The 20,028-nt window shown below is 64.5% G+C and carries 19 protein-coding genes; 12 read left to right on the plus strand and 7 right to left on the minus strand.

The features are described from left to right. Positions 1–119 precede the first annotated feature (119 nt). The 5 genes from P8H27_RS13540 (at position 120) to P8H27_RS13560 (ending at position 5,726) form a co-directional block, all read left to right on the plus strand. Positions 120–1,037, plus strand: a complete 918-nt coding sequence (locus P8H27_RS13540) for a MoxR family ATPase (RefSeq protein ID WP_289638098.1) — start codon at positions 120–122, stop codon at positions 1,035–1,037. Continuing rightward, positions 1,034–1,990, plus strand: a complete 957-nt coding sequence (locus P8H27_RS13545) for a DUF58 domain-containing protein (RefSeq protein WP_289638099.1) — start codon at positions 1,034–1,036, stop codon at positions 1,988–1,990. Before P8H27_RS13540 ends, P8H27_RS13545 begins: the two co-directional genes overlap by 4 nt. Further along, positions 1,987–3,984 carry a DUF3488 and DUF4129 domain-containing transglutaminase family protein gene (locus P8H27_RS13550; protein WP_289638100.1) on the plus strand — a complete coding sequence of 666 codons (1,998 nt, stop codon included), beginning with the start codon at positions 1,987–1,989 and terminating at the stop codon, positions 3,982–3,984. The genes P8H27_RS13545 and P8H27_RS13550 overlap by 4 nt, the downstream gene beginning before the upstream one ends. Positions 3,985–4,052: 68 nt before the next feature. Next, positions 4,053–4,823, plus strand: coding sequence for a CHAD domain-containing protein (locus tag P8H27_RS13555; RefSeq protein ID WP_289638101.1), 771 nt, complete (start codon positions 4,053–4,055; stop codon positions 4,821–4,823). A gap of 105 nt (positions 4,824–4,928) precedes the next feature. After that, positions 4,929–5,726, plus strand: coding sequence for an acyl-CoA thioesterase II (locus tag P8H27_RS13560; protein ID WP_289638102.1), 798 nt, complete (start codon positions 4,929–4,931; stop codon positions 5,724–5,726). 84 nt (positions 5,727–5,810) lie between these two features. Here the strand turns inward: P8H27_RS13560 and P8H27_RS13565 are convergent, their stop codons facing one another. Together P8H27_RS13565 and P8H27_RS13570 are read right to left on the minus strand one after the other, a co-directional pair. Beyond that, the gene (locus tag P8H27_RS13565; RefSeq protein WP_289638103.1) at positions 5,811–7,292 is read right to left on the minus strand and encodes a methyl-accepting chemotaxis protein; all 1,482 of its coding nucleotides are present in this window, start codon (positions 7,290–7,292) and stop codon (positions 5,811–5,813) included. Between the two features lie 314 nt (positions 7,293–7,606). Beyond that, positions 7,607–8,443 (minus strand): TatD family hydrolase, encoded by an 837-nt coding sequence (locus P8H27_RS13570; RefSeq protein ID WP_289638104.1) that lies wholly within the window; start codon positions 8,441–8,443, stop codon positions 7,607–7,609. A gap of 233 nt (positions 8,444–8,676) precedes the next feature. Between P8H27_RS13570 and P8H27_RS13575 the strand changes: the two genes are divergently transcribed. Further along, positions 8,677–10,089, plus strand: coding sequence for a transglycosylase SLT domain-containing protein (locus P8H27_RS13575; RefSeq protein WP_289638105.1), 1,413 nt, complete (start codon positions 8,677–8,679; stop codon positions 10,087–10,089). A 37-nt stretch (positions 10,090–10,126) separates the two neighbouring features. Here P8H27_RS13575 and thpR read toward each other — a convergent pair whose 3' ends face one another. Beyond that, positions 10,127–10,666, minus strand: a complete 540-nt coding sequence (gene thpR, locus P8H27_RS13580) for an RNA 2',3'-cyclic phosphodiesterase (protein ID WP_289638106.1) — start codon at positions 10,664–10,666, stop codon at positions 10,127–10,129. A 224-nt stretch (positions 10,667–10,890) separates the two neighbouring features. Here thpR and P8H27_RS13585 point away from each other — a divergent pair, with 224 nt between their 5' ends. Continuing rightward, positions 10,891–11,199 carry a class I SAM-dependent methyltransferase gene (locus tag P8H27_RS13585; RefSeq protein ID WP_289638107.1) on the plus strand — a complete coding sequence of 103 codons (309 nt, stop codon included), beginning with the start codon at positions 10,891–10,893 and terminating at the stop codon, positions 11,197–11,199. Between the two features lie 35 nt (positions 11,200–11,234). On the opposite strand, the gene greB is transcribed toward P8H27_RS13585, so the two are convergent. Genes greB through P8H27_RS13600 form a run of 3 tightly spaced genes read right to left on the minus strand, consistent with a single transcriptional unit; the run spans position 11,235 to position 14,954 of the window. After that, complete coding sequence (greB, locus tag P8H27_RS13590) at positions 11,235–11,732, minus strand: transcription elongation factor GreB (protein ID WP_289638108.1); 498 nt, start codon at positions 11,730–11,732, stop codon at positions 11,235–11,237. A 34-nt stretch (positions 11,733–11,766) separates the two neighbouring features. Further along, positions 11,767–14,271, minus strand: a complete 2,505-nt coding sequence (locus tag P8H27_RS13595; RefSeq protein WP_289638109.1) for an ABC transporter permease — start codon at positions 14,269–14,271, stop codon at positions 11,767–11,769. Beyond that, positions 14,271–14,954 (minus strand): ABC transporter ATP-binding protein, encoded by a 684-nt coding sequence (locus P8H27_RS13600; protein ID WP_289638110.1) that lies wholly within the window; start codon positions 14,952–14,954, stop codon positions 14,271–14,273. Before P8H27_RS13600 ends, P8H27_RS13595 begins: the two co-directional genes overlap by 1 nt. Before the next feature lie 10 nt (positions 14,955–14,964). On the opposite strand from P8H27_RS13600, the gene P8H27_RS13605 reads away from it, so the two are divergent. The 3 genes from P8H27_RS13605 to P8H27_RS13615 all read left to right on the plus strand — a co-directional run bounded on the left by P8H27_RS13605 (position 14,965) and on the right by P8H27_RS13615 (position 17,213). Further along, positions 14,965–15,570, plus strand: a complete 606-nt coding sequence (locus P8H27_RS13605) for an arylesterase (RefSeq protein ID WP_289638111.1) — start codon at positions 14,965–14,967, stop codon at positions 15,568–15,570. Between the two features lie 202 nt (positions 15,571–15,772). After that, a complete protein-coding gene (locus tag P8H27_RS13610; RefSeq protein WP_289638112.1) occupies positions 15,773–16,057 on the plus strand; it encodes a hypothetical protein in 285 nt (94 codons plus the stop codon). Between the two features lie 199 nt (positions 16,058–16,256). After that, positions 16,257–17,213 (plus strand): L,D-transpeptidase family protein, encoded by a 957-nt coding sequence (locus P8H27_RS13615; protein WP_289638113.1) that lies wholly within the window; start codon positions 16,257–16,259, stop codon positions 17,211–17,213. A gap of 131 nt (positions 17,214–17,344) precedes the next feature. On the opposite strand, the gene oprI is transcribed toward P8H27_RS13615, so the two are convergent. Continuing rightward, positions 17,345–17,596, minus strand: coding sequence for an outer membrane lipoprotei OprI (gene oprI / locus P8H27_RS13620; protein WP_090242095.1), 252 nt, complete (start codon positions 17,594–17,596; stop codon positions 17,345–17,347). 515 nt (positions 17,597–18,111) lie between these two features. Here oprI and P8H27_RS13625 point away from each other — a divergent pair. Next, entirely contained in the window at positions 18,112–19,488 is a 1,377-nt protein-coding gene (locus P8H27_RS13625) for a GntP family permease (RefSeq protein ID WP_289638114.1), read from the plus strand. Between the two features lie 247 nt (positions 19,489–19,735). Further along, on the plus strand, positions 19,736–20,017 hold the full coding sequence (locus P8H27_RS13630) for a GNAT family N-acetyltransferase (RefSeq protein WP_289638115.1): 282 nt from the start codon (positions 19,736–19,738) through the stop codon (positions 20,015–20,017). Positions 20,018–20,028: the final 11 nt, after the last annotated feature.

Genomic DNA, 20,028 nt, shown 5'->3' on the forward strand with positions numbered 1-20,028 from the left:
TTTTTTGCTTGAAAGTGCGAAGCGCGCTGACAGTTTCGTCAGTAAAGGTTTCCTGGCGCTTTGCCTGCCTGGTGCCGGCCAGTAGCATCGACGCACTTGGATAAAAACCGGAGCGATCGATGCGCGCAAGACTGGATGCCTGTCTGCATGCGGTGAATCAGGTGCTGTTGGGCAAGGAGCCGCAGGTGCGCCTGGCGCTGGCCTGCCTGTTGGCCGGTGGCCATCTGTTGATCGAGGACTTGCCGGGCATGGGCAAGACCACCCTCGCCCATGCGCTGGCCAGGGTGCTGGGGCTGCGCTTTCAGCGCATCCAGTTCACTTCCGACCTGCTGCCTGGCGATATTCTCGGCACCTCGGTGTTCGTCAAGGACAGCGGGCAGTTCGTCTTCCACCCGGGGCCGATCTTCGCCGAGCTGGTGCTGGCCGACGAGATCAATCGGGCCACGCCGAAAAGCCAGAGCGCGCTGCTCGAAGCCATGGAGGAGGGCCAGGTGACCATCGAGGGGGCGACCCGAGCGCTGCCGCAGCCGTTCTTCGTGATTGCCACGCAGAACCCGGCGAGCCAGGGCGGCACCTTCGCCTTGCCGGAGTCGCAGCTCGATCGCTTTCTCATGCGCCTGTCGCTCGGCTACCCGGCCCAGGCCGCGGAAAAAGCCTTGCTCCTCGGCGATTCGCGGCGCTCGTTACTGCCGCGCCTGGAGGCGCTTCTCGAGCATGCCGAGCTGGCGCTGATCCAGGCCGAGGTGCCCAAGGTGCGTGCCAGCGACGCGCTGATCGATTACCTGTTGCGCCTGGTCGATGCCACCCGCAGCCAGCCGCAGTTTGCCTGTGGGCTGTCGCCGCGCGCCAGCCTGGCCTTGCTCGCCGCCGCCCGGGCCTGGGCCTTTCTCGCCGGCCGCGATTACGTGATCCCCGAGGATGTGCAGGCGGTATTGCCTGCGGTGGTCGGTCATCGCCTGCGCGAGCGCGTCGATCCGCTCGGGCCTGCTGGCGGCGCCCTGGTGCAGTGGTTGCTGCGCGAGGTGCCGGTGCTGTGAGGCAACGGCTCAAACCGTTCTGGTCACGCTGGCTGGCCCGACGGCTTCCCCCGGCGGCCAGCGTGCGCCTGACCCAGCGGCGGATCTTCATCGTCCCGACCCTGGTCGGCGCTGCCTTTGCCCTGGCGCTGCTATTGATGCTGCTGGCGGCGATCAATTACCAGAACAGCCTGGCCTATGCCCTGACGTTTCTGCTGGCTGCGGTATTTGTCGTGGCCATCCTGCACACCTACCGCAATCTGGCGGGCTTGCTGCTCAAGGCCGCTGGCGCGCGCGCCGTGTTCGTCGGCGAGCAGGGGCGTTTTCGCGTGCGCCTGGAAAGCCGCGCCCGCGCGCACCAGGCCATCGCCCTGGGTTGGCCGGCGATGGCTTATCAGACCCAGGATGTGCCGGCGCAGGGCGTCAGCGAGTGCGAGCTGAGCCTGCCGGCACTGCGCCGCGGTTGGCTGCGACCCGGCCGGCTGCGGGTCGAGAGTCGCTTCCCGCTGGGCATTCTGGTGGCCTGGAGCTGGGTCGACCTGGATCAGGCGTTGCTGGTCTATCCGCAGCCGCTGGAGGGCGAGTTGCCGCTGGCCGCCGGCGCTGATGACGAGTGGCACGAGCAGGGCCTGTGCGCCCACGGCCAGGGCAGCGAGGATTTCCAGGGGCTGACAAATTACCAGCCCGGCGACTCCCAACGGCGGCTGCACTGGAAGGCCTATTCCCGCGGCCAGGGGCTGTTGGTCAAGGACTTCGCCGCGGCCGGCGGGCGCGACCCCTGGCTGGATTTCGAGGCGCTGGCGGGCGATGTCGAGCTGCGCCTGTCGCTGCTCTGTTATTGGGTGCTGCAACTGTCCGAGCGCCAGCAGCCCTTTGCCCTGAGTTTGCCGGGCCAGGTGCTGGCCCCCGCCAGCGGCGAGCAGCATCGCGAGGCTTGTCTGCGCGCCCTGGCCCTGTTCGGTACGCCGAGGTGAGCCGGCCGGCGGACATTCCACGGATCAGCCTGACCTGGTTGCTGGTCGCCCAGGTGCTGGTGATCATGCCGCACCTGAGCCATCTGCCGCTGTGGATCCTCGGCTTGTGGCTGGGCTGCGCGGTCTGGCGCGTCCAGATCTTGCGCATGCGCGCCGGCTATCCCGGTGCCTGGCTCAAGGCCGGCTTGATGCTGGGTACGGCCGTCGGCGTGTTTGTTTCCCGCGGCAGCCTGATCGGTCTGGATGCCGGGGTGGTGTTGCTGATTGCCGCCTTTATCCTCAAGTTGCTCGAAATGCACACGCGCCGCGATGCCCTGGCGGTGATCTTTCTCGGCTTCTTCGTGGTGCTCAGCGCCTACCTGTTCGACGACAGCCTGCTCGCCGCGCTGTTCAGCCTGCTACCGGTCACCGCCTTGCTGGCGGCCCTGATCGGCCTGCAACAGAGCGGCGTCGCCGCACGGCCCTGGGCCACCGCACGGCTGGCGGCTGGCCTGCTGCTGCAGGCGCTGCCCCTGATGCTGCTGCTGTTCGTCTTTTTTCCGCGGCTGGAGCCTTTGTGGTCGTTGCCGACGGCGAACGATCAGGCTGTCAGCGGCTTGGCCGACAGCATGGCGCCGGCGGATATCGCCGAGTTGAGCCGCTCGGGCGCGCTGGTCTTTCGCGCCAGCTTCGACGGCGAGGTGCCGCCCCGCGAGCAACTCTATTGGCGGGCGTTGACCTTGGAACGCTTCGACGGCCGGCGTTGGTCGCAGTCCAGCTTTGCCCTGTTGCCACTGGCCCCGGCCTGGGAGAAACAGGGTCAGGCGCTGCGCTACAGCATCGTCATGCAGCCCAGTTCGCAGCCCTGGCTATTCGCCCTGGATGTGGCCGAAACCAGCCTCGAAAACACCCGGCAGATGAGTGATTACCGCCTGCAGCGCAGCCGGCCGGTCGAACGCGCCTTGCTCTATCGGGTGACTTCCTGGCCCGCGGCACGGCGTGAGTCGACGGGCTCGCGCGACAACCTGCGGCGTGCCCTGCAACTGCCGCAGGACGGCGATCCACGCAGCCGTGCCTGGGCCGCCGAGCTCAAGCGGCAATACCCGCAAACCGAGCAGTTGGTGCAGGCCGTACTCAGCCATTTCAACCGCGAGCCCTTCGGCTACACCTTGCGCCCGCCCCGCCTGGGCTTGAACAGCATCGATGACTTCCTCTTCGCCTCGCGCAAGGGCTTCTGTGCCCACTACGCCGGCGCCATGACCTTCGTCCTGCGCGCGGCAGGCATCCCGGCGCGGGTGGTGGCGGGCTACCAGGGCGGCGAGTACAGCCCCGCCGGCGGCTACGTCCAGGTGCGCCAGTTCGATGCGCATGCCTGGGTCGAGTATTGGCAGGCCGGCACGGGCTGGGTGAGTGTCGATCCGACCTTTCAGGTGGCCCCGGAGCGGATCGAGCTGGGTCTGGAAGAAGCACTGGCCGATGAGCAGAGCTTTCTCGAGGGTTCGCCCTTCTCGCCGTTGCGTTACCGCCAGCTGGGTTGGCTGAACCAGCTGCGCCTGGGCTGGGACAACCTCAACCATGACTGGCAGCGCCTGGTGCTCGGTTACCAGGGCGCGCAGCAGCTGGCGTTGCTGCAACGCTGGTTCGGGCGTGTCGACGCTCAGGTGCTGGCGCTCAGCCTGGTGGGCGGCGGCGGGCTGCTGATCGGGTTGCTGGCGCTCTGGCTGTTCAAGCCCTGGCAGGGTGAGCGCGATCAGCAGCAGCGCCTGTTCAAACGCTTCGAGCAGCTGCTGGCGCGGCATGCCGGGCCGCGTCAGCCGGGCGAAGGCGCGCGCGCCTATGCCGAGCGCGCGGCGCAAGCGCTGCCAGCCCAGGCGCAGGCTATCCATGCCTTCGCCGCGACGTTCGAGGCGCAGCGCTATGCCGGGGCAGAGGCCTCCCCGGCATTGTTACGTGCCCATTTGGCGCTATTGCGCCGCGAACTGCCCTGGCGCGGCAGCCGCCCACCGCGGCAGTAGCGGCGATTGAACGCTTGGCGAGCCGGGACACGGAGCCAAACTGCGGCACTTTACCGAGGAATGATGCGATGACAAGTTTTGCTGCGAGGGTGTTGGCCCAGGTGCTGTGCGTGCAGGTCGACTTGTATGCCTGTCGCGAGCGCCTGGCCGCGGCGACCGATGCCGAAGCCCTGCACGACCTGCGTATCGCCCTGCGCAAGTTGCGCAGCCTGCTACAGCCGCTGCGCGGCTTGCCCGCCTGTGATGGGCTGCGCAGTCAGGCTGCCGAGGTTGGGCGACGCAGTGGGCCGCTGCGTGATCTCGAGGTGCTGCTCGCACATTTACCGCGCCTGGGCATGCGCGCTGCGGTCGACCGGCGGCAGTCGCGGTTGCTGGCGGGGTATGCGGCGCTGTTGGCCGACGACGCGCTGCCAGGGCTGTTCGAGGCCCTGGATCAGTGGCCGCAGTCGTGGCGCCAAGCGGCGGCGGAGGCTGAGTTGGCTGGCCTGGCTAAACGGGTCAAGCGGCGCTTGAGCAAACAGCAATGGCGCTTGGCCGAGGCCCTGGTCGAGCCGGCCCACGATCGCCATCGTCTGCGCTTGTTGATCAAACGCGTGCGTTACGGTGCCGAGGCCTATGCGCAGCTGAGCGGGTTGTCGGGCAAGACCCTGGCGCGCCTGAAAACGGCGCAGTCGGCACTGGGCAATTGGCATGATCTTCAGCAGTGGTTGCAGCGGGCCGAGCAGGAAGCGGATCTTGCCGCTTGCGTCGACACCTGGCGCACGGCATTGCAGGCGGCCGAAGAGGCGGCGGATCGGGCATTGCTGGCGCTGCAAGCGGATTTCCCCTCGGCTGGGTAGCCTGCGCTCGCCGCTCCACTTGCCCGCGTCAATTGGCCGAAACGGCGTTTCGCCCCGCCCGGCATTTCCCCTAAGATCACCTGCTGTCGAGGTCTTGAGGTGGTTATGGGTTTTTCCGAGTTGCTCCAGGCCGTTCGCGCCAACCCGCAGGCCGTGGTGATCCCGTCTGCCTGGGCGCAGGGGCGGGCCAGTTTCGGTGGTTTGATGGCCGCACTGGTGTATGAAGCCATGCGCGCCCAGGTTCCGCCTGGGCGCCCGCCGCGTTCGCTGGCGATCACCTTCGTCGGCCCGGCCGAACCCGATGTGCCGGTGAGTTTCGAGGTCGAGGTGCTGCGTGAAGGCAAGGCGGTCAGCCAAGTGCTGGGCCGCGCGCTGCAGAACGGTCAGGTGGTGACCCTGGTGCAGGGCAGTTTCGGCGCCGCGCGTGAGTCGGCGGTCAAGGTCGCGGCCGAACCAGCGGCGCCGATCAAACCGGTCGAGGACTGTCAGGAACTCGTCTATGTGCGCCATGTGACCCCGGAGTTTACCCGTTTCCTGGCGATGCGCTGGGGCATCGGCGGCATGCCCTTCAGCAATAATCCCTCGCGGGAAATGGGCGGCTGGGTGCGCTTGCGCGAGGAGGGCGCGGCGCAACCGGTCAACGAGGCGCATCTGCTGGCCCTGGTCGATGCCTGGCCGCCGGCGGTGTTGTCGCATCTGCGCGCACCGACACCGGGCAGTTCGTTGACCTGGACCATTGAGTTCATCCAGCCGCTTGCCGCGTTGAGTACCCGCGACTGGTGCCTCTATCGCGCGCAGATCGAACACGCCCGCGACGGCTACGGGCACATCGCCGCCGCCTTGTGGAGCCCGAGCGGCGAGTTGCTGGCGATCAGCCGGCAGACGGTCGTGGTGTTCGGCTAGCGTTTGCTCGCTCGCAAGGCGCCGGGGCAATTCGGGAATGCCCGAATTGCCCCGCGCCTTGCGATTTATCCCGCTCGCGGGGGGCTAAAGCTTGAGCTGGCGGATGGCCTTGTTCAGTTCGCCGGCCAAGGCCGCCAGTTCGGCGCTGGTGGTGGCGGAGCCGGTAGTCTGTTGCACGGTTTGCTCGGTGACGTCGCGAATGCTCACGATGGAGCGGTTCATCTCTTCGGCCACCTGACTCTGCTGTTCGGCGGCCACCGCAATCTGGGTATTGCTGGTGCGCATCTGCGCCACCGAGCCGGTAATGGCGACCAGTGCCTCGCCCGCTTCGTGGGCCTGTTGCACGCAGTCATCGGCCTTGAGCGAGCTTTCCTGCATGAACTCGACCGCATCGCGGGTGCCGCTTTGCAGGGAGGTAATCATCAGGGTGATTTCATCCGTTGAGACCTGCACGCGTTTGGCCAGATTGCGCACCTCATCGGCCACCACCGCAAAGCCACGGCCCATTTCGCCGGCGCGGGCGGCCTCGATGGCGGCGTTGAGGGCCAACAGGTTGGTCTGTTCGGCAATGCCGTGAATCTCGCTGACGACGCCGCTGATTTTCTGGCTGTCGACGGCCAGTTGCTGGATCATTTGTGCGGTCTGTTGTACCCCGCTGGACAGCCCGGCGATCGACTGACCGACGCGGTCGACCACTTGCTGGCCGGTGCCGGCCAGTTGCTCGGCGTTTTTTGATTGGTCGCGGGTGTCTGCCGTGTGCTGGGCGATGTGGTGCACGGTGGTGGACATCTCGTTGATCGCGGTGGCGGCCTGCTCTGTCTCGCTTTGCTGTTCGAGCATGCCCTGGCGCACGTCGCGCATGCTCACGGCCATGCGCTCGGCGCCTTCGTCCAGGCGGGCGGCGGTCTGCGCAACGATGCCGACCACGCGCTGGTAACCGGCCTGCATGGCATTGAAGGCCGTGGCCATCTGGCCGACTTCGTCACGGCTGTCGAGTGGCACGCGTGCCGCCAGGTCGCCGCTTTTCTCTACCTGCAGCATCACATCCTTGAGGGTGTTGAGATGGCTCAGCAGGAAGTGGATCAGCAGTTGCGATGCCGCCAGCAGGGCCAGCATCAATAGGGCGACAACCAGTGCATAGCTCAGTGCGCGCTCGGCGATCACCTGTATCAGGCTGGGCGCATGGGCGAGTACGGCGAGGCGTTGGCCCTGGCCCAGGTCGATGACCTCGGCGCCGATCAACGCCTCGCCCGCCGCCAGCGGGTCATGTTCCAGGGCTACCCAGCCACGAGCCCGGCTCAGGCTGGCGCCCTGGTTATCGGCCAGCGGCGGCGTTTGCCCGTCGGCAAACTGCAGCAGTTGCTCCCCGCTGGGCAGCGGCTGACCTGCAGGCCAGCCGGTCAGCAGCCTGGCTTGCAACTGCGCGGCGCTCTTGGCCGCGTCGACGCGTACCTGTTGCTCCAGTTGCAGGGCGTACAGCACCAGCAGCAGGGAGGTGACGAAGGCCACGGCGTTGACGGCCCAGAATTTGTATTTAAGAGAGAGGTCGCGAACCCAAGTGCCCATGATGTCTTCTTCTGGTGGCGGCGAAAGCGGTATTAGCAAAGTGCCACTACTGTCTCGCGAAACTGCAGTGCGGCTGTTGATCTCTATCAACAGGACGGTTCGTTCTTGTTAACGACCGCGTTGGCGCGGACTTTAGCAAAGGCGTTATATCCGTTAGGCGTTGAGCCCGGTCGGCGCCTGTTGGAGCGGCTTCAACCGCGAGTGTTATCGCTATCCAGGGGTTTTGCGCGGATAAATCCGCTTCTACCAGGACACTCCCCCCTGCAACAGGTAACTGGGGCATAGCCTTAGCAAAAGCGCTCCCGGGCAGGCCTTCAGTTGGGTTCGCCCTCGGCGGCGACGGGGTCGATGACTGTCGGCAGGCCGAAGAACTGCCTGGCGCAAGCGGTGCTGTGCGCCGCCAGGGTTGCCAGGCTTTCGTTGCGGTGCAGCGCCACCTCTCGGAGCACCTCGGTCAGGAAGGCCGGTTCGTTGCGGCCGTTTTTCGGTTTCGGTCGCAGGCTGCGCGGCAGCAAGAACGGCGAGTCGGTTTCCAGCATCAACCGGCCGACCGGGATTTCCCGCATCAGCGGGTGCAGGTGGGTGCCGCGGCGCTCGTCGCAAATCCAGCCGGTAATGCCGATATGCAGGTCGAGGTCGAGGTAGTTGAACAGGGTGCGCTTGTCGCCGGTGAAGCAGTGCACCACCGCCGCCGGCAAGCGGTCGCGGTAGTCGCGCAGGATCTCCAGCAGGCGCTGATCGGCGTCACGTTCATGGAGAAAGACCGGCAGCTGCAGGTCGACGGCCAGGGCCAGGTGTTCTTCGAGGACTTTTTCCTGTTGCGGGCGCGGCGAGAAATCACGGTTGAAGTCGAGCCCGCATTCGCCCACGGCGCGCACCTGTGGCTGGCGCAGCAAGGCCTGCAGTTGGCTGGCGCTGTCGGTGTGCCAGCTGCCGGCATCGTGAGGATGGATGCCGGCGGTGCTGAACAGGCGTTGGCCGCTGTCATCCAGCTGGCGGCACAGTTCCAGGGCCTGTTCGCTTTGTTCCAGGCTGGTGCCGGTCAGCAGCAGTTGGCAGACACCGGCGGCATAGGCGCGGGCGAGCAGAGCTTGAGGTTGCTCGGCGAGGCTTGGGTGAGTCAGGTTGACGCCGATGTCGATGAGTTGCATGGGGCGGCCTATGGGTGGGGGTTGGCAGCATATCAGAGCTTTTTTGTTTTTAAAAAAACCTTAAATTACAGCCTATTACCGTGCTTTTGTGATGTTGGGTAGGCCGTCTGACTGGCATCCGTCAGCGAGCTGTGCGACTCTCCGCGGCCCACGCATTGCTGGAACTTGGCGAGCGCTGCGGTACTCTCACTCGGCCAATGACGCCCGGTGGCCGCCCTTGCCGTGGAGACTTGATGTCGCGCCCGCTGCTTTTATTCTGTCTTTTGCTGTTGCTGCCGTTGTCGGCCGTTGCGCGCGTGGCGGGGCCGCCCGAAGTGCGGCCGCCGAGCCAGGCGCGTGATCTGGCGAGCATTCGCCGCAGTGCCGAGCTGCGCGTGCTGGTCAACCAGAGCCGTAACAGCTCGGGTGAAGTCAAAGGCCAGAGCATCGGGATGGAATACCATCGCTTGCGGGCGTTCGAACAGTATCTCAATCGCAATGCCCGCGATGACCGTGTCCTCAAGCTGAAGATCATTCCCAAGGCCAAAGACCAACTGCTGGCTGCCTTGCAGCGCGGCGAGGGGGATCTTGTCGCGCCAGGGGAGTTGCTCAATGTGCGTGGCGGCGCTGTCAGTGCCAGTGCGGCGATCCGCAGCAACGTGCCGTTGATCGTAGTGTCGCGGCAGGGCGATCGGCGTTATCAGAGCCTCGAACAGATGTCCGGGCGTAGCCTGGCCTTGGCCGCAGGCAGCGCCGCGGGCGCCGCGGTGCATACGTTCAACCGGAAACTGCTGCAGAGCAAGCGGCCGCCGATCATCATCGAGTGGGTCGACCCCAGTCTGGCCGTCGAGGATGTGCTGGAGATGGTGCAGGCCGGTATCTACAGCATCACCGCGGTGGAACAGCCAATTGCCGAGCGCTGGGCCAAGGTCATGCCCAAGCTGCGGCTGGAGCCGCACCTGGTGTTGGCCAAGGACGGCGACCTGCGTTGGTACGTGCGCCGTGACGCCGCGATGCTGGGTGCCAGTGTCGACCGTTTTCTCGCGACCTATCGTGCCCCGGCCGATTCGGATGGCGCTTTTCAGCGGGTTTATCGGCGTCTCTACAGGGTGCACTATCCGCTGGGACGAACCGAACGCCAGCGCCTGGAGAAGGTGCGTCCGGTGTTGCAGCGGCATGCGGCGCAGTACGGCTTCGATTGGCTGACCCTGGCGGCATTGGCGTTCAAGGAGTCCACCCTCAATCCTGCTGCGCGGGGTGCCGGGGGGGCAACCGGTTTGATGCAGATAACCCCGGCCGCCGCGCGCAGTGTCGGAGTCGGCAATATCGCGGTGTTGGAGAACAACGTGCAAGCCAGCGCCAAGTACCTGGCGCTGATTCGACGCAACTTCTTCAACAGTGCCCAACTCAACGAGCGCGAACGCATGGCCTTCGTGCTGGCGGCATACAACATGGGGCCGCAGCGGGTGCAGAGCATGCGTGCCGAGGCGCGTCGGCGCGGCCTGAATGCCAATCAGTGGTTCTTTCAGGTCGAGCGGATCGCCATGGAGCAAGTCGGGATGGGCGTGGTCAGCTACGTCAATAGTGTGAACAAGTACTACCTGGCTTATGACCGCGAACGTTATTTGCTGGAGCCGCAGAATGCCGCGCTAAGTGCGCCGAATTAATCGGCTTGTACGATATTGCCGAGCGCTTTTATGGGCTTCAACGCCCCGCACAAGGGGCGCTGTGCAGCAATGGCCACGTGTGCAGCGGCCGATAATGGGTGCCGCGCGTGTTCTGCTCGGAGACGAACAGGGAAAACCGGGTTACCGGCCAATCGAAGCATGGATTGGCCTCGATGGGTTGCGCGGGGCAGTGCCGCAGCAGGCTGAGGTGGGCGCGAAAGGGGCGGCTCTCCAGCTGAATGGCGGCGCCGCTCAGGTGCTTGCACAGTTGCTCAACCAACTCCAGTAACGCCTCTGGCGTGTGGCTCGGCGCCAGGTACAGCAGGCCATTGCGGTGCCGTCCGAGGCGATCCAGGCGCAGGTCGAATGCAGGCACTCGCAACCCGTTCGCGAGTTCCTGCAACTGCGCAACGCGAGCACGCGGCTGCTGGCCGAGAAACGCCAGGGTCAGGTGCAGGTTGGCGGCTGCGACCGGACGGCCGTGCAGGTGCAGATTGCTGCGCCAGCTGGCAATGGCCTCGGCCAGTTCAGGCGGGCAACCCAGGGCAAAGAACAGACGCAGAACATCGTTTTGCATAGTGTCGGGTTCGTATGCGAGGCGCTGTCTTGACAGTATTGCGCAGGCTTCTCTAGGATGCTGACCCATGCGCCGATTTAAACAGCTACTTGCGGGGCGCCGAGTGATTTGCAGCGTGCAAATCTCTGAGAAGTACTCTGCGGAGGCTTCGAAATACCGCTAAAGCGCTGGTTCGGTGTCGCCTCTCACCTGCCCGGCGGGATTCATGAGGCGGAGACATGAGCATGAGTTGTCCGCAACCGCTAATTCGCTTGGCCCCGATCACTTCCGGGCTGAGCCAACGCAACCCGAAAATCCTCCTCGGCGGCAGTCACCAGCCGACCCTGCTGCGCTATCTCGACGGCTGGCCCAGGCGTTGGGGTGGGCCGCGCGCCTTTCTCATCCACTTCGTCGATGACCACCAGGCGCTGGCGCGCTTCGCCAGCGACAGCTTCGATATGGCCGTGCTGCAAGCACCCAGTGCCGAGCATTTGCACGCCACCGTGCGTGAACTGACGCGGGTCGCCAGGCAGGGGCTGATTACCCGGGGTTGAGCGGTTTGTGGCGCTCGCGGTCACGGCGCGAGCAATTACGGGTAATCGATGGCGCTCACATACCAGGTCTTCTCGCCGGCCGGGGTTGGCACCCGCACTTCGGCATCCAGAGTCTTGCCGATCAGCGCGCGGGCCAGGGGCGAGTCGATGCTGATCAGGTTGAGTTTCAGCTCCAGCTCATCCGGGCCGACGATCCGGTAGCGCGACTGGTTGCCGTCCTCGTCTTCGAGGGTGACCCAGGCGCCGAAGTAGACCTTGTCGGCATCGCTGGGGCGACTGCTGACCACTTTCAGGCTTTCCAGGCGTTTGCTGAGAAAGCGCACGCGGCTGTCGATCTCGCGCAGCATCTTCTTGCCGTAGGTGTATTCGGCGTTTTCCGAACGATCCCCTTGCGCCGCCGCTTCACTGACCGACTGGGTGACCTGGGGCCTGCGTACGTGCCAGAGTTCGTGCAGTTCGGCGCGCAGGCGCGCCTCGCCTTCGGGGGTGATCAGTGGCGTGCCGGCGGAGCGGGGGGGACGATAGCGACTCATATAACTGTTGTCTGGCCGATAAAGCGCGAGTCTATCAGCCCTCGCGCAGCACCGTCAGCGGGCTGACATTCAACGCGCGGCGAGTGCCGAGCACGCCAGCGCCGCCCACCAGCAGGGCGCCGATCAGCGGCAGCAGCAATAGCCAGGGGTGGGCGCTCCAGGCCAGGTCGAAGGCGAAGCGATAGAGCAGGAAACTGATCAGTTCGCAGCCGATGGTCGCCAGCAGGCCACTGATTGCCCCAAGCAGGGCAAACTCGGCCCGCCGCGCCTCGATCAGCAATTTGCGCTCGGCGCCCAGCGCGCGGAGCAAGGCGCCCTGGCGGACGCGTTCGTCCAGGGTGGCCTGCAAGCCGGCGAACAGTACGGCCAGGCCGGCGGCGAGGACGAACAGCAAGACGAACTCGATGGCCAGGGTGACCTGGGCCAGGATGCTGCGCAGTTGCGCGAGCAGGGCTTCGACTTGCAGCAGGGTGACGGCGGGGAAGGCGCGTGACAGTTCGATCAACTGCCGTTCCTGCTGGGCGGGCAGGTAGAAACTGGTCAGGTAGGTGACCGGCAGATCCTGCAGGGTGCCGGGTTCGAAGATCATGTAGAAGTTGGGCTGGAAGCTGTTCCAGTCGACTTCGCGCAGGTTGCTGACCCGGGCGTCGCGGTCGAGGCCGCCGACATTGAAGCGCAAGCGGTCGCCCAGTTTGAGCTGCAGGCTCTTGGCCAGCTCCGATTCGACCGAGACGCCCGGCAAGCCGTCGACTGTGGACGCGCTCCACCAGGCGCCGGCGAGCAGCCGATTACCCTCGGGCAGATCGGCCGCCCAGGTCAGGCTGAGGTCGCGGCGAACGGCACGCTCGCCCTGGGATTCCTTGCTGACGATTTGCCGCACCGGCTCGCCGTTGATCAGGGTCAGGCGTCCGGGCACCACCGGATAGAGCGGGGCCGGATGGGGCGAGAGTTCGGCCAGGCGCGCGGCGAAGGCATCCTTGTCGGCCGGTAATACATTGAGGGCGAAATGATTGGGCGCCTGCTCGGGCAATTGATCCTGCCAGGTGTCGAGCAGTTCGCCGCGCAGCAGGGCGATCAAGGCCATGGCCAGGAGGATCAGGCCGAATGCCAGGGCCTGTCCGGCGGCGGCCAATGGGTGGCGGAGCAACTGGCCGAGCCCCAGGCGCCAGGGCAGTGAGGAACGGGCCAGCAGGCGGCGCAGGCTTTGCAAGCCGAGCAGCAGCAGGCCGCCGAGCAGCAGGGCGGCAACCAGGCCGCCGCCGAGCAGGGCGAAGGTCAGCTGCAGATCCAGGCTCAGGCGCCACATGATCAGGCCCAGGGCGAACAGGGCGGCGCCATACACCAGCCAGGAACTGGCCGGCACGGGCAGCAGGTCGCGGCGCAACACGCGCAGCGGCGGCACCCGGCCGAGGGCGGCCAGGGGCGGCAGGGCGAAGCCGGCGAGGGCGACCAGACCGGTGGCGATCCCGGCCAGCGCCGGCCATAAGCCGCCCGCCGGGATCTGCGCCGGTAGCAGACCCTGCAACAGGTAGAACAGGCCATGCTGGGCCAGCCAGCCGAGCAGGGCGCCGCTCAGGCTGGCGCCGAGCCCGAGCAGGGCCAGTTGCAGGCCGAACAGTCCCAGCGCCTGATTGCGCGACAGGCCAAGGCAGCGCAGCAAGGCACTGGCATCGAAGCGCCGGGCGGCGAAGCGCGCGGCCGAAAGGGCCACGGCCACCCCGGCGAGCAGCACGGCCGCCAGGCTGGCGAGGTTCAGGTAGCGTTCGGCGCGGCCCAGGGCGTTGCCGATTTGCCGATTGCCGTCGCGGGCATCTTCGAGGCGCTGGTTGGCCGCCAGGTTCTTGTCGATTGCTTGCCGGTAAGCGCCCAGGGCCTCCGCTGTGCCGCGCCAGAGCTCGCGGTAACGCACCCGGCTGCCGGGCTGAACCACGCCGGTGGCGGCCAGGTCATCCAGGTGCATCAGCACGTGCGGGGTCAGGCTGTAGAAGTCGCCGGCGCGATCCGGTTCATAGGTCAGTACCCGGCGCAGGATCAGGCTTTTCGAGCCGACCTCGATGCTATCGCCGATGTTCAGTTCAAGGGCGGCAAACAAGCGCGCCTCGGCCCAGGCCTCACCGGGTTGCGGGCCCGAACCGGCTTGTTCGGTTGCATAGGGGATCGCCGCACTTTTCAACTGGCCGCGCAGGGGGTAGGCGTTGTCGGCGGCTTTGACGCTGGCCAGTTGGATGCCGGCGTCGCTGGCGATCACGCTGGAGAACTCGACCAGTTGGGCGTGATCCAGGCCCAGCTGTTTGCCGCGGCTGATCTGTTCCGGCGCGGCGGGCGAGCTGCCGTTGAGCCGCAGGTCGGCGCCGAGGAACTCGGTTGCCCGCATCAGCATGCCGTCGTTCAGTCGCGCGCTGAAGTAGCCGATTGCGGTGCTGGCGGCGACGGCCACCAACAGGGCGAAGAACAGCACGCGCAATTCGCCGGCGCGGGCATCGCGCAGCAGTTGACGGGTCGCCAGCGAGAGCAGGCGAGCGAGCGGCAAGTGAGTCATCAGGGTTCCACGTGGTCGACCAGGTGGCCGCCTTCCAGGCGGATCAGGCGTTGGCAGCGATGAGCCAGGCGCTCGTCGTGGGTGACCAGCACCAGGGTTGCGCCGCGCTCCTGGTTCAGGCCGAAGAGCAGGTCGCTGATGCGTTCGCCCGTATGGCTGTCGAGGTTGCCGGTGGGCTCGTCGGCGAACAGCACCTCGGGCTCGGCGACAAAGGCGCGGGCAATGGCCACGCGCTGCTGTTCGCCGCCGGAGAGCTGACGCGGGTAGTGGGTCAGGCGCTGGCCCAAACCGACCCGTTCGAGCAGTGCGCGGGCGCGCTGGCGGGCATCGGCATGGCCTTCCAGCTCCAGTGGCAGCATGACGTTTTCCAGGGCGTTGAGGCTGTCGAGCAACTGAAAGGACTGAAACACGAAGCCGACATGCTCGGCGCGTACCCGCGCCCGCCGATCTTCATCCAGCGCGCCCAGGTCGTAGCCGGCCAGAGCCACAGTGCCGCCACTCGGCAGATCGAGCCCGGCGAGCAGGCCGAGCAGGGTCGATTTGCCCGAACCCGAACTGCCGACGATGGCCAGGCTATCGCCTTTATTCAGCGCCAGGGACAGGTCATGGAGTATGGTCAACTCGCCTTCCGCGCTGGCCACCACTTTGCTAAGGTTGCGCGCGGTCAGAATGCTTGAGTTCATGGAGAATCCAATGCGTGCAGGGTTGATGAGTGCGGTTTTTACCCTGTTGTGCTGGGGGCAAGTCGCGCTGGCGGACACCGTGCTGGTCGTTGGCGATAGTATCAGCGCGGCTTTCGGCCTGGATACCCGCCAGGGCTGGGTCGCTTTGCTGGAACAGCGTCTGGTCGAGCAGGGTTATCAACACCGGGTGGTGAATGCCTCTATCAGTGGCGACACCAGTGCAGGCGGCGCCGCGCGGCTGCCTGGACTGCTTGCCGAGCACCAGCCGAGCCTGCTGATTCTGGAGCTGGGCGGCAACGATGGCTTGCGTGGCCAGCCCCCGACTCAATTGCAACAGAATCTTGCGTCGATGATTGAGCAGGCGCAGGGCGCGGGGGCCAAGGTGCTGCTTTTGGGGATGCGCCTGCCGCCCAATTACGGTATCCGCTACACGACGGCCTTTGCCCAGGTGTTTGTCACCTTGGCGCAGGAGAGGCAGGTGGCCTTTGTGCCCTTCTTTCTGGAAGGCGTCGGGGGCGTGCCCGAGATGATGCAGCGCGATGGGATTCATCCAACTGCGGCTGCTCAGCCGGTACTCCTGGAGAACCTCTGGCCGACCCTGCAGCCGCTGCTTTGACAGGCTTTTCCGCGAGCAGGCTTTCGGCTAAGGTGGCGCCCCCGCCTAGCAGGCCGTTGAAAAACTACTGCGCTCGGTTATGCGGCGTTGAAATCAGCCTCAAAATGCTCATTTACAGCACGTAAACTGCGCTTTTTCGGCTGATTTCGCCTTGCCTAACCTTCGCTCGCTACATTTTTCAACGGCCTGCTAGGAGCCATCGATGCCGCGTTCTGCCTGGTCCTTGTACGCTTATCAACTGATCGAGCCGGACGAGCAGCTTGATCTGTTCGCCTGCCGTGAGGTGCGCGTGCATCTGGTTGCGCGTCAGCTCGAGTTGGGCGGTTTTGCCGATCGTACCTTGTGTGGTGGGTTGTTGCCGGCGCGGCCGCTCTGGCGTGAGGTGGATAAGGGCATGCTGCGCGACGCGCGCCTGTGTTCGGCGTGCCGGGCAACCCTTGAAGCGCAGCGCCGCGGGCAGCGCTCGCGTTGGCCTGAGTCGCGGTAAAAGGCTGGCCTGCTGCGGGGTTGCGCGGCCTGAACCGCGGACTATTGGCGCACGCAACCCCTCCCGTTTTTCACCTGCGGCGCCGGACGGCGAACGTCTGGAGACGGTCTCGCGACGGCGCTCGATATTTTCCCAAGCGCTGAGCGCCGTTGTACAATCGCCTCGTTAAATGTCAGCCATTTTCGTCAAGGATTTCCGGATGTTGTCGCGCGCTCCTGCCGTCGCCCGTTGCTTGTCGCTCTGCGCCTTGTTCTGCACAGGGTCTGTTGTTGCCTTGGAATTGCCTTTGCCGCCGCCAGGCGAAGACATCGTCGGCCAAGTACGGGTAGTCAAGGCCAAATACGAAGACACCTTTGCCGACCTCGGCGTGGCCAACGATTTGGGTTATCTGGAAATGATCGCGGCCAACCCGGGAGTCGATGCCTGGCTGCCTGGTGAAGGTACGGAAATCATCCTGCCTACGCGCTTTATTCTGCCGCCGGGGCCGCGCGAGGGGATCGTGATCAATCTCGCCGAGTACCGCATGTATTACTTCCCGAAAGGGCAGAGTGTGGTGCACACCTTTCCGTTGGGAATTGGTCGCGAGGGCTGGAGTTCGCCGGTGACCGATGCGCGGATCACCGCGAAGACGCCGAACCCGGGCTGGACCCCGCCGAAGTCGATTCTTGAAGAGCATGCTGCCGATGGCGATCCGCTGCCGGCTTATGTGCCGCCTGGGCCGAATAATCCGCTGGGGCCCTACAAGATGACCTTGTCGGCGTCTGGTTACCTGATCCATGGCACGAACAAGAAGTTCGGTATCGGTATGCGCGTCAGCCACGGTTGTTTCCGCATGCTCAACCATAACGTACTGCAACTGGCCGATATGGCGCCGGTCGGTACGCCTGTGCGCATCATCAACGAGCCATACAAGTTCGGCTTGAGCAATGGCAGGGTATATCTGGAGGCACATGCGCCACTGGATGATACGGGCGAGTCTTCCATTGTCGACAGGCACGCTGCCGTGATCAACGCACTGCTCAAGCGCGAAGAGTTGGGCGCTCTGCGACTGGATTGGAACATGGTGCGTGAGGTGGTGGCGGCCGAAGATGGCTTGCCGGTGCCTATTGCCGAGCCAGATGTGGCGATTGCCAGCCGTGCAGCCCCCGAGATCTGATTGCGTGCAGTCAACCAAGACCCGTTGTGCGTAAACGCCAGCGGGTTTTTTTTTGAGTGCGCCGGGCGGGGCGCACTCAAAAAAAAAGCCGATCCTTTAAGGGATCGGCTTTAGTTAGCCTTGAAGGGCTATTACTTGCGGCTGGCTTTTTCCAGCATACGCAGAGCGCGCTCATTGGCTTCGTCAGCAGTTTGCTGAGCCTTCTGAGCGGCTGCCATAGCGTCATCAGCCTTGCGATAGGCTTCATCGGCACGGGCTTGAGCGCGAGCAGCAGCGTCTTCGGTAGCGGTCAGACGTGCTTCAGTTTCTTTGGACATGCTGCTGCAACCGGTAGCCAGAACTGCGGCCAAAGCCAGAGCAGAGAATTTCAGAACGTTGTTCATCGTGTTCCCCTTGAGGTGGAGTTTTTCCATAAAAGCAATTTCCAAACAGTAGGAAATTAGCCGGCGTACATACTACCCATAACTTCTAGTAAGTAAATGTAGGCCGTGCAAGCGGAGCCTGTTTTTTTTCACCTTGGCCAAGGACGCAGCACAAGTTGTGATGTTTTGGATGAAAAACATACAGTTTTCGTTGTTCCTGCCGTGTCGCGGAGTTTACTGCTATAAATCGTCACGCCATTGCAGGGCGCCCGTTAGTCTTGTCGGGCTCGGGGCTGTGCCGTTGTGAAGTCTGGACATGGGTTGTTTTTTTTCAGGTTAATAGTGCGACTCTTTGCCTGGTGATTGCGTGGCGGCCACGGGTTTTGGTTAATAGGAAACATTTCGCTTGCGGATGCTCGCGTTGCGGACTGAGCCGCCCCGGGGGGCATCCGGGCTGCACACATGCACTTACTGAGCGGGTAGGCGCTACGGTTTACCCTTAGTCTGGCAAGTACAAAAATAGCGGAGGGTTACGCATGCTTGGGAATGCAGGGTTGTTGGCGGGCTTGGCGTTACTGATTTTCATGGCGTTGCGCGGCGTGAATATATTCATTGCCGCCTTGCTCTGCGCCGTGCTGGTAGCGCTGAGTAATGGCTTGCAAGTCCCGCAGACGCTACTCGAGTATTTCCCTTTCGGCCCGTTGGGCGCCTTCACCTTTGCCGGCAAGTTCTTCGTGCTGTTTCTCTGCGGCGCGGTCTTCGGCAAGGTCATGGCCGCAAGCCAGGCGGCCAGCAGCATTGCGCAGGCGATTACGCGCAGCCTCGGTATTCGCCGAACCCTGTGGGTCACCATGCTGGTCTGTGCGTTGCTGACCTACGGTGGGGTGGTGGTGTTCGTGGTGATTTTTACCATGTATCCGCTGGGTATCAGCTTGATGCGCGAAGCTAACCTGCCCAAGCGCCTGTTCTGTGCCGCCACCGCGTTGGGCGCCGGCACCTTCACCATGACCGCCATGCCGGGTACGCCCTCGATTCATAATGTGATCGCCGCCAGTGCCCTGGGTACCGACCTGTTTGCCGGCGCCTGGATCGGGGTGACGGCCAGCCTATTGATGGCTGCGCTGGGCATGCTCTATGTGCAGCGCGAATGGCGCCTGGCTCGCGAACGAGGCGAGGGCTTTGAGGCCAATGCGCAGGATTTGCGCATGGAGCAATTGGCCAGTGCGCCGGGTTCCGGGCCGCATTGGGGGCTGGCTGCGGTACCTATCCTGGTGGTGTTAGGCATTATCATGCTGCCGCGCTTGCTGCTGTTGAGTGGCGCGGTCGTTCCGGGGCAGGGCTTGGCGGGTCAGTTGCTGGGGGTCAGCCAGCAGCAGCCGATTCTCTGGCCGAGCCTGGCTTTGGTGATTGCCACTGGGGTTGCGGTCATGCTGTTCGCGGGCTTGCGCCGCAGTCCGCTCGCGCTGCTCGGGCAGGGGGCAGACGATGCGATCATGCCGCTGCTGAACACCGCCGCGGTGATTGGCTTCGGTGGCGTGGTCACCCAGACGTCAGGGTTCGCCCAGTTCGCCCAGTGGGTGTTGACGCTGGACTTGCCGCCACTGTTGTCGATTTTCGCCTCGGTCAGCGTGGTTTCGGGGATCGTGGGCTCCTCCTCTGGCGGCTTGCAGATATTCATGCAGACCCTGGCGCCGAAATACCTGGAAATGGGCGTCGAGCCTGAAGTCCTGCACCGTATAGCCGCTATCGCCTCGGGTGGTTTTGATTCGCTGCCACACTGTGGGGCAGTGATTGCCATGCTGATGATCATGGGCTTGACCCACAAACAGGCCTACCGGGATATTTTCGTTGTGACGGTATTGATTCCGGTGATCGCAGTGCTGGGCTGCATCGCTTTGTTGAGTGTTTTTTAAGGCGAGAGCCTGACGACAACAAGAGGTGGCGCGAAGCAGGAGAAGCCCTTGTGCGGTCGAGGTGCCGGCATCTCTGCGGGCATTCTCGCCCTTGCCTGAACATGCAGCCCGCGGGGGCGTGAGCGCTGTTGAAGGATGGCTATCGCGGCTGTCCGGTCGATGCAGGTGGAATGTCGAGGTCGCGTCGCCTGGAAAATATCGATAAGGTGCGGGTATGGTTTTACAGGTTACTTTCAGAGGAGTTGCGATGAGCGAGGCGTTGTCCATTCACCATGACCTTATCGGTCACCAGTTCGAGACCACAGTGGATGGTGATCGTGCGTACCTGGCCTATATGGATCTGGGCAAGCAGACCTTGGACATTTACCGCACCTTCGTGCCGAATTCGTTGCGCGGTCGGGGAATTGCCGCGGCGTTGACCGAGCATGCCTTGCAGTACGCCGACCGTATGGATTACACGGTGATTCCCTCGTGCTCCTACGTCGAGCGTTATATGGAGCGCCGCCAGCGGCACGGGGTCAAAGGCTGACGGGGAAGCTT

Origin of the sequence: Pseudomonas sp. sp1636, assembly GCF_030376615.1 — a bacterium.
GTDB lineage: Bacteria > Pseudomonadota > Gammaproteobacteria > Pseudomonadales > Pseudomonadaceae > Aquipseudomonas.